General features: G+C 70.5%; 1 pseudogene. It reads right to left on the reverse strand.

Features of this window, described 5'->3' with window-relative positions:
* Nucleotides 1-6644: pseudogene (locus tag D7X32_RS42060) on the reverse strand (amino acid adenylation domain-containing protein); the annotation flags it as partial.
* Nucleotides 6645-6649: the final 5 nt, after the last annotated feature.

Genomic DNA, 6649 nt, shown 5'->3' on the forward strand with positions numbered 1-6649 from the left:
CCCGGCACGCGCAGGGCTTCCATGGGCGTGTTCTGCAGGGAGAACATGGCCTGGAAGAGCGCGCTGCGGCTCAGGTCGCGCACGGGCTGGAGGGCTTCCACCAGCTTCTCGAACGGAACGTGCTGGTACTCGTAGGCCGCGAGCGTGGTGGTCTTCACCTGGGAGAGCAGCTGGCGGAACGACTCCTCCGGGCGCACGTGGGCGCGCAGGACGAGGGTGTTGACGAAGAAGCCGACGAGGCCCTCGGTCTCCGCCTGCGTGCGGCCCGCGATGGGCGTACCCACGCTGATGTCGTCCTGCGTGGAGTAGCGCGACAGGAGCAACTGCCACGCCGCGAGCAGCAGCATGAACGGCGTGGCGCCTTCACGCTGGGCCAGGGCCTTGAGGGACTCCGTGAGGCTGGTGGGAACTCGCACGTCCACCGTGGCTCCCCGGTGCGACTGCACGGGCGGACGCGGACGGTCCGTGGGCAGATCCAGCGCGGCGGGCGCTCCGGACAACTGCTGCTTCCAGTAGCCGAGTTGCGTCTCCAGCGTTTCGCCCTGGAGCCAGTTGCGCTGCCAGACGGCGAAGTCCGCGTACTGCACGGGCAGCGGCGCGAGGGTGGGCAGTTGATCCGCGTGGAACGCCGCGTAGAGCGCGGTGAGCTCACGAACGAGGACGCTCATGGACCAGCCGTCGGAGACGATGTGGTGCATCGTCACCAGCAGCAGGTGCTCCGTCTCGCTCAGGCGCACCAGTGACGTGCGAAGGAGCGGACCCGCCTCCAGGTCGAAGGGACGACGGGCCTCCAGGTTCGCCAGGCGGCGCGCCTCTTCGTCCCGCTGGGCCTCGGGCTGTGAGGACACGTCGAGCACGGGCAGTGTCCACGTCGCGGGCGAGTGGATGCGCTGCGCGGGCTGGCCCTGGTACTCGAAGAAGGTGGTGCGCAGCGTCTCATGCCGGGCGACCAGGGTCTCGAAGGCCCGGCGCAGGGACTCCACGTCCACCTGGCCCTTCAACCGGAGGGCGGCGGGGATGTTGTACGCGGCGCTGCCCGGCTGGAGTTGATCCAACAGCCACAGCCGCTGCTGGGCGAAGGAGAGGGGCGGTAGGCCTTCGTGGGTCGTGAGAGGCAGCGGCGGCGGACGCGGGCCGGAGGCGGCGGTGCGCAGGCGCTCGGCGAGGGCGGCGACGGTGGGGGCCTCGAAGAGGGCGCGCAGGGGCAGCTCCGCACCGAAGGCAGTGCGGACGCGGGAGACGAGCTGGGTGGCCAGCAGCGAGTGGCCACCGAGCGCGAAGAAGTCGTCGTGGATGCCCACGCGCTCCACACGCAGCACCTGGGTGAAGAGGGCCGCGAGCTGCTCCTCGGTGGAGGTGCGGGGCGCGACGAAGTCGGCGAGGGGCGAGGCATCCGGGACGGGCAGGGCCTTGCGGTCCACCTTTCCGTTGGCGTTCAGCGGCAGGGCCTCCAGCACGAGGAACGCGGAGGGCCGCATGTGCTCGGGCAGGAACTGCTTGAGCCAGTCCTTGAGGACGTCCACCGTCAATGCGGAGCCCGTGCCTTCCGTGGGCACCACGTAGGCGACGAGCCGCTTGTCTCCGGGGATGTCCTCGCGTGCGAGCACCACAGCGGCGTGCACCTGGGGGTGCTTGAGGAGGGAGGCTTCAATCTCGCCCAGCTCGATGCGGAAGCCGCGGACCTTCACCTGGAAGTCGGCGCGGCCCTGGTAGTCGAGCATGCCGTCCGCGCGCCAGCGCACCACGTCGCCGGTGCGGTAGAGGCGGGCACCCGGAGTGGAAGAGAAGCCATCGGGGATGAAGCGGTCCGCCGTCAACTCCGGCCGGTTGAGGTAGCCGCGCGCGACGCCCTCGCCGCCGAGGAAGAGCTCGCCAACGACGCCCACGGGCACCAGACGCAGGGACTTGTCCAACACGTACGCGCGGACGTTGGGCAGGGGCCTGCCGATGGTGGGCGTGGGCGACGCGTCGAAGGCGCAGGCGGTGGCGTCGACGGTGCACTCGGTGGGGCCGTAGACGTTGAAGGCGCGCAGGCGCGGGGCCTGGGCCAGGTGGCGCCAGGTGGCGGGGTCCACGGCTTCGCCACCCACGAGGACACGGCGGAGGATGACCTGGCGCTCCAACAGGCCTTCATCCACCAGCAGGCGCAGGTGCGCGGGCGAGCAGTCGAGGACGTCCAGCGCGTCCTGCCGGATGCGCTTCACCAGCTCACCGGCATCCGCGCGGGCCTCGTCCGGGACGATGCAGAGGGTGTGGCCGTCGAGCAACTGGACGAGCTGCTGGACGGAGGCGTCGAAGGACAGCGGGGCGTTGACGCTGACCCGCTCCGCCGCGCCCCGGCCCTGGTGCACGGTGGTGGCCAGCCCCTGCCGCAGGTTCATCACGGAGCGGTGCTGGATCATCACCCCCTTGGGACGGCCGGTGCTGCCGGAGGTGTAGATGACGTAGGCCAGTTGCGCGGCGGAGATGGCCACGCCGGGCGCTTCGCGGGACTCGGCCGCGAGCTCCGCCGTGTCCGGGTCGAGGAGGACGACCTGCGCCGCATGCGGAGGGAGCACGTCGCGCACGCGCTGCTGGGTGAGGACGACGGGCGCGCCGGTGTCGGTGAGGACGTGGGCGAGCCACTCGCGCGGGTAGCGGAAGTCGACGGGCACGTAGGCGCCGCCGGCCTTGAGGATGCCGAGGAGGCCAACGAGGGCCTCCACGGAGCGCTCCACGCACAGCACGACGCGCACGTCGGGCCCGACGCCCAGCTTCAACAGCCGGTGCGCCAGTTGGTTGGAGCGCGCGTCGAGCTCCTGGAACGTGAGCTGCTGGTCGCGGCAGATGACGGCCAGGGCTTCCGGCGTGCGAAGGGCCTGGGCCGTGAAGGCGTCGTGGATGCAGGTGTCGCGCGGGAAGGCGGCGTCCGTTTCGTTCCACTCAACGAGAAGCCGCTGCTGCTCCGCGGCCGTCATGAGGGGCAGCGCGGAGACACGCGCATCCGGCTGGGCCGCGAGGGAGGCGAGGAGGACGCCGAAGTGCCCCATGAGGCGCTGGACGGTGGAGGCGTCGAAGAGGTCGGTGCTGTACTCGAGGAAGCCGGTGAGGCCCTGGGGCACCTCGAAGAGGGTGAGGGACAAATCGAAGCGGGAGGAGTTGCCCTCCAGGGGGATGGGCTGGAAGGCCATGCCTGGGACGCGCAGCGCCTCGGCCGGGGCGTTCTGCAGGACCAGCATCACCTGGAAGAGGGGGCTGCGGCTCAGGTCGCGCGAGGGCTGAAGGACTTCCACCAGCTTCTCGAAGGGGACGTGCTGGTGCTCGTAGGCTCCGAGCGTGGTGGCCTTCACCTGGGCCAGCAGTTCGCGGAACGTCGCGAGCGGATTCACCTGGGCGCGCAACACCAGCGTGTTGACGAAGAAGCCGATGAGGCCTTCGGCCTCGGTGTGGGTGCGGCCGGCGATGGGAGAGCCGACGCTGACGTCGTCCTGTCCGGAGTAGCGGGAGAGGAGCAGCTGGAAGGCGGAGAGCAGCAGCATGAAGGGCGTGGCGCCTTCACTCTGGGCGAGGCTGCGCAGGGAGTCCGTCAGCTCCGAGGCGAAGTGCACGGGCAGCGTGGCGCCGCGCAGGGACTTGTCGGCCGGCCGTGGGCGATCCGTGGGCAGTTCCAGCGCGGAAGGCGCACCAGCCAACTGGCGCTTCCAGTAGCCCAGTTGCGCGTCGAGCGTCTCGCCCTGCAGCCACTGGCGCTGCCAGAGGGCGAAGTCCGCATACCGCACCGGCAGCGGCGGCAGAGAAGGAGCCCGGCCGCCGCTGAAGGATTCGTAGAGGCTCGCCAGCTCGCGGATGAGGACGCCCATGGACCAGCCGTCGGAGACGATGTGGTGCATCGTCACGAGGAGGACGTGCGCCTCTTCCGCCAACTTCAGGAGCGCGGTGCGCAGCAGCGGCCCGTGGACCAGGTGGAAGGGCTGCCGTGCCTCGCGGGTCGCGAGCCGCAGCGTTTCAGCGTCGCGCGCGGACTCCTCCAGGGAGGAGAGGTCTTCCACGGGGAGCGCCCACTCGGCCGGGGCATGGATTCGCTGGAAGGGCTGGCCCTCCTCCTCGAAGAAGGTGGTGCGCAGGGCTTCATGCCTTGCCACCAGCGCCTCGAAGGCCCGGCGCAGGGCCTCCACGTCCAGGCGTCCGATGAGGCGCAGCGCGACGGGGAGGTTGTAGGAGGAATCGTCCGGGGTCAGCTGGTCGAGGAACCAGAGGCGCTGCTGGGCGAAGGAGAGCGGCAGCGGGCCTTCGGTACGGGTGCGCGTCAGGGAGGGCAGACGCGAGCCGGTCGCGGAGCGCTGGAGGCGTTCCGCCAGGGCGGCGATGGTGGGGGCCTCGAAGAGGGCGCGGAGGGGCAGCTCCACGTCGAGCGCGGCGCGCACGCGGGCCACCAACTGGGTGGCGAGCAGGGAGTGGCCACCCAACTCGAAGAAGTTGTCCGTGCGGCCCACGGTGGGGACGCGCAGCACTTCGCTCCACAGGGCCGCGAGCTTCTCCTCCAGCGGCGTCGCGGGTGCTTCGTAAGCGTGCGAGGCCCGAAGCGTGCTCGCGTCCGGAGCAGGGAGGGCCTTGCGGTCCACCTTGCCGTTGGACGTCAGCGGCAGCGTCTCCAGGGAGACGAAGGCGGCGGGCACCATGTACTCGGGCAGGTGCTGCTTGAGGTGAGCACGGAGCGCGGTGACGTCGAGGGCTTCACCCACGACGTAGGCCACGAGGCGCTTGTCGCCGGGAGAATCCTCACGGGCGAGGACGACGGCGTCCTTCACGGCGGGGGCGGCACGCAGGGCGTTTTCGACTTCGCCCAACTCGATGCGGAAGCCGCGGACCTTCACCTGGGCGTCGATGCGCCCGACGAAGTCCAGCTGGCCGTCCGCGCGCCAGCGCACCACGTCTCCGGTGCGGTAGAGGCGTGCCCCTTCCTCACCGGAGAGGCCGTCCGGCACGAAGCGCTCGGCGGTGAGGGCGGGCCGTCCCGCGTACCCGCGCGCGACGCCCACGCCACCGATGTGCAGTTCACCGCGCACGCCCACCGGCACCGGCTGCCCGTGCGGGTCCAACACGTAGACGCGCACGTTCGCGAGCGGCTTGCCGATGGACGGCACGTTTCCGTCCGCGACCGCCTCGCCGAACGTGGCGATGACGGTGGCTTCGGTGGGGCCGTAGGTGTTGAGCAGGCGCCGGCCCGGAGCCCAGCGCGCGACGACATCCGCGGGAAGGGCCTCACCGCCGGAGATGACGGTGCGCACCTTGGGGAGCCCATCGGAGGACGTGGCCGCCAACGCCGCGGGAGTGAGACTGACGACACTCAACTCCTGCTCACGCAGCAGCACGGGCAGCGGTGCGCCCGGCATCAGCTTCTCCAGCGGCGCGAGCACCAGCGTGGCGCCGTTGCAGAGCGTGGTGAAGATCTCCTCCACGGACAGGTCGAAGCTGAGGCTGGCGAACTGAAGCACGCGGCTGCCAGGGCCGATGCCGTACGCCACGGCCTCGTGGGTGACGAGGTTTGCGACACTGCGGTGTTCCACTGCCGTGCCCTTGGGCGTGCCCGTGCTGCCCGAGGTGTAGAGCAGGTACGCCATGTTCGCGGGCGTCACGCCCGTCACGGGCGCATCCGTCGGCTCTTTCGCCAGTGACTCCCGCTCGGTATCCAGGCAGAGCGCGCGGGCATGCAGCGCTTCAGGGAAGCGGTCCACGAGCGGCTGCTGGGTGACGAGCACCTGGGCGGCGCTGTCCTCCAGCATGAAGGCCAGACGCTCACGAGGCAGGAGCGGATCCACCGGCACCCAGGCGCCACCGGCCTTCAGGATGCCGAGGAGGCCGATGACGACGTCGAGGGAGCGCTCGACGCTGAGCGCGACGCGGACTTCCGGGCCGACGCCGCGACGGCGAAGAGCGTGCGCAAGTTGATTGGCGCGCGCGTCCAGTTGCGCGTACGTCAGCTGCGTGCCCTCGAAGACCGCGGCCAGCGACTCGGGCTCACGATGCACCTGAGCCTCGAAGAGCGAATGCATGCACGCTTCGGGGAACGGCGCTCGCGTGGCGTTCCACTCCACCAGCATTTCGTGCCGTTCCGCCGTGGTCAGCAGCGGCAATCGGGCCACTGCCTCATGGGGCTGCGCGACAGCGCCTTCGAGGAGCACGCGCAGGTGCTCTGCCATGCGAGCGGCGGTGGAAGGGGTGAAGAGGTCGGTGGTGTACTCGAGGTAGCCCTTGAGGCCTGCGTCCGTCTCCAGCACCTGAAGGGTGAGGTCGAACTTGGCGGAGAAGGTGTCGAGCTCCAGGGCCTCCAGCTTGACGCCCTCGACGGAGGCGGAGCCGCGGAAGGAGGCCTGGTAGGTGAGCATCACCTGGAAGAAGGGAGTGCGCCCCGGGATGCGCTCGGGCTTCAACTCCTCCACGAGGCGCTCGATGGGAAGCTCCTGGTGCTCCTGGGCTCCGAGCACCGTCTCGCGCACCTGGCGCAGCAGCGTGCGGAAGGAGGCGTCGGGCGCCACGCGCGTGCGAAGCACCTGGGCGTTGACGAAGAGGCCGATGAGGCCCTCCACCTCTCCGCGCGTACGGCCCGCCATGGGGGAGCCGACGGTGACGTCCTCCTGGCCGGAGTAGCGGGCCATCAGCACCTGCCAGC

This window comes from Corallococcus carmarthensis (assembly GCF_003611695.1).
GTDB lineage: Bacteria > Myxococcota > Myxococcia > Myxococcales > Myxococcaceae > Corallococcus > Corallococcus carmarthensis.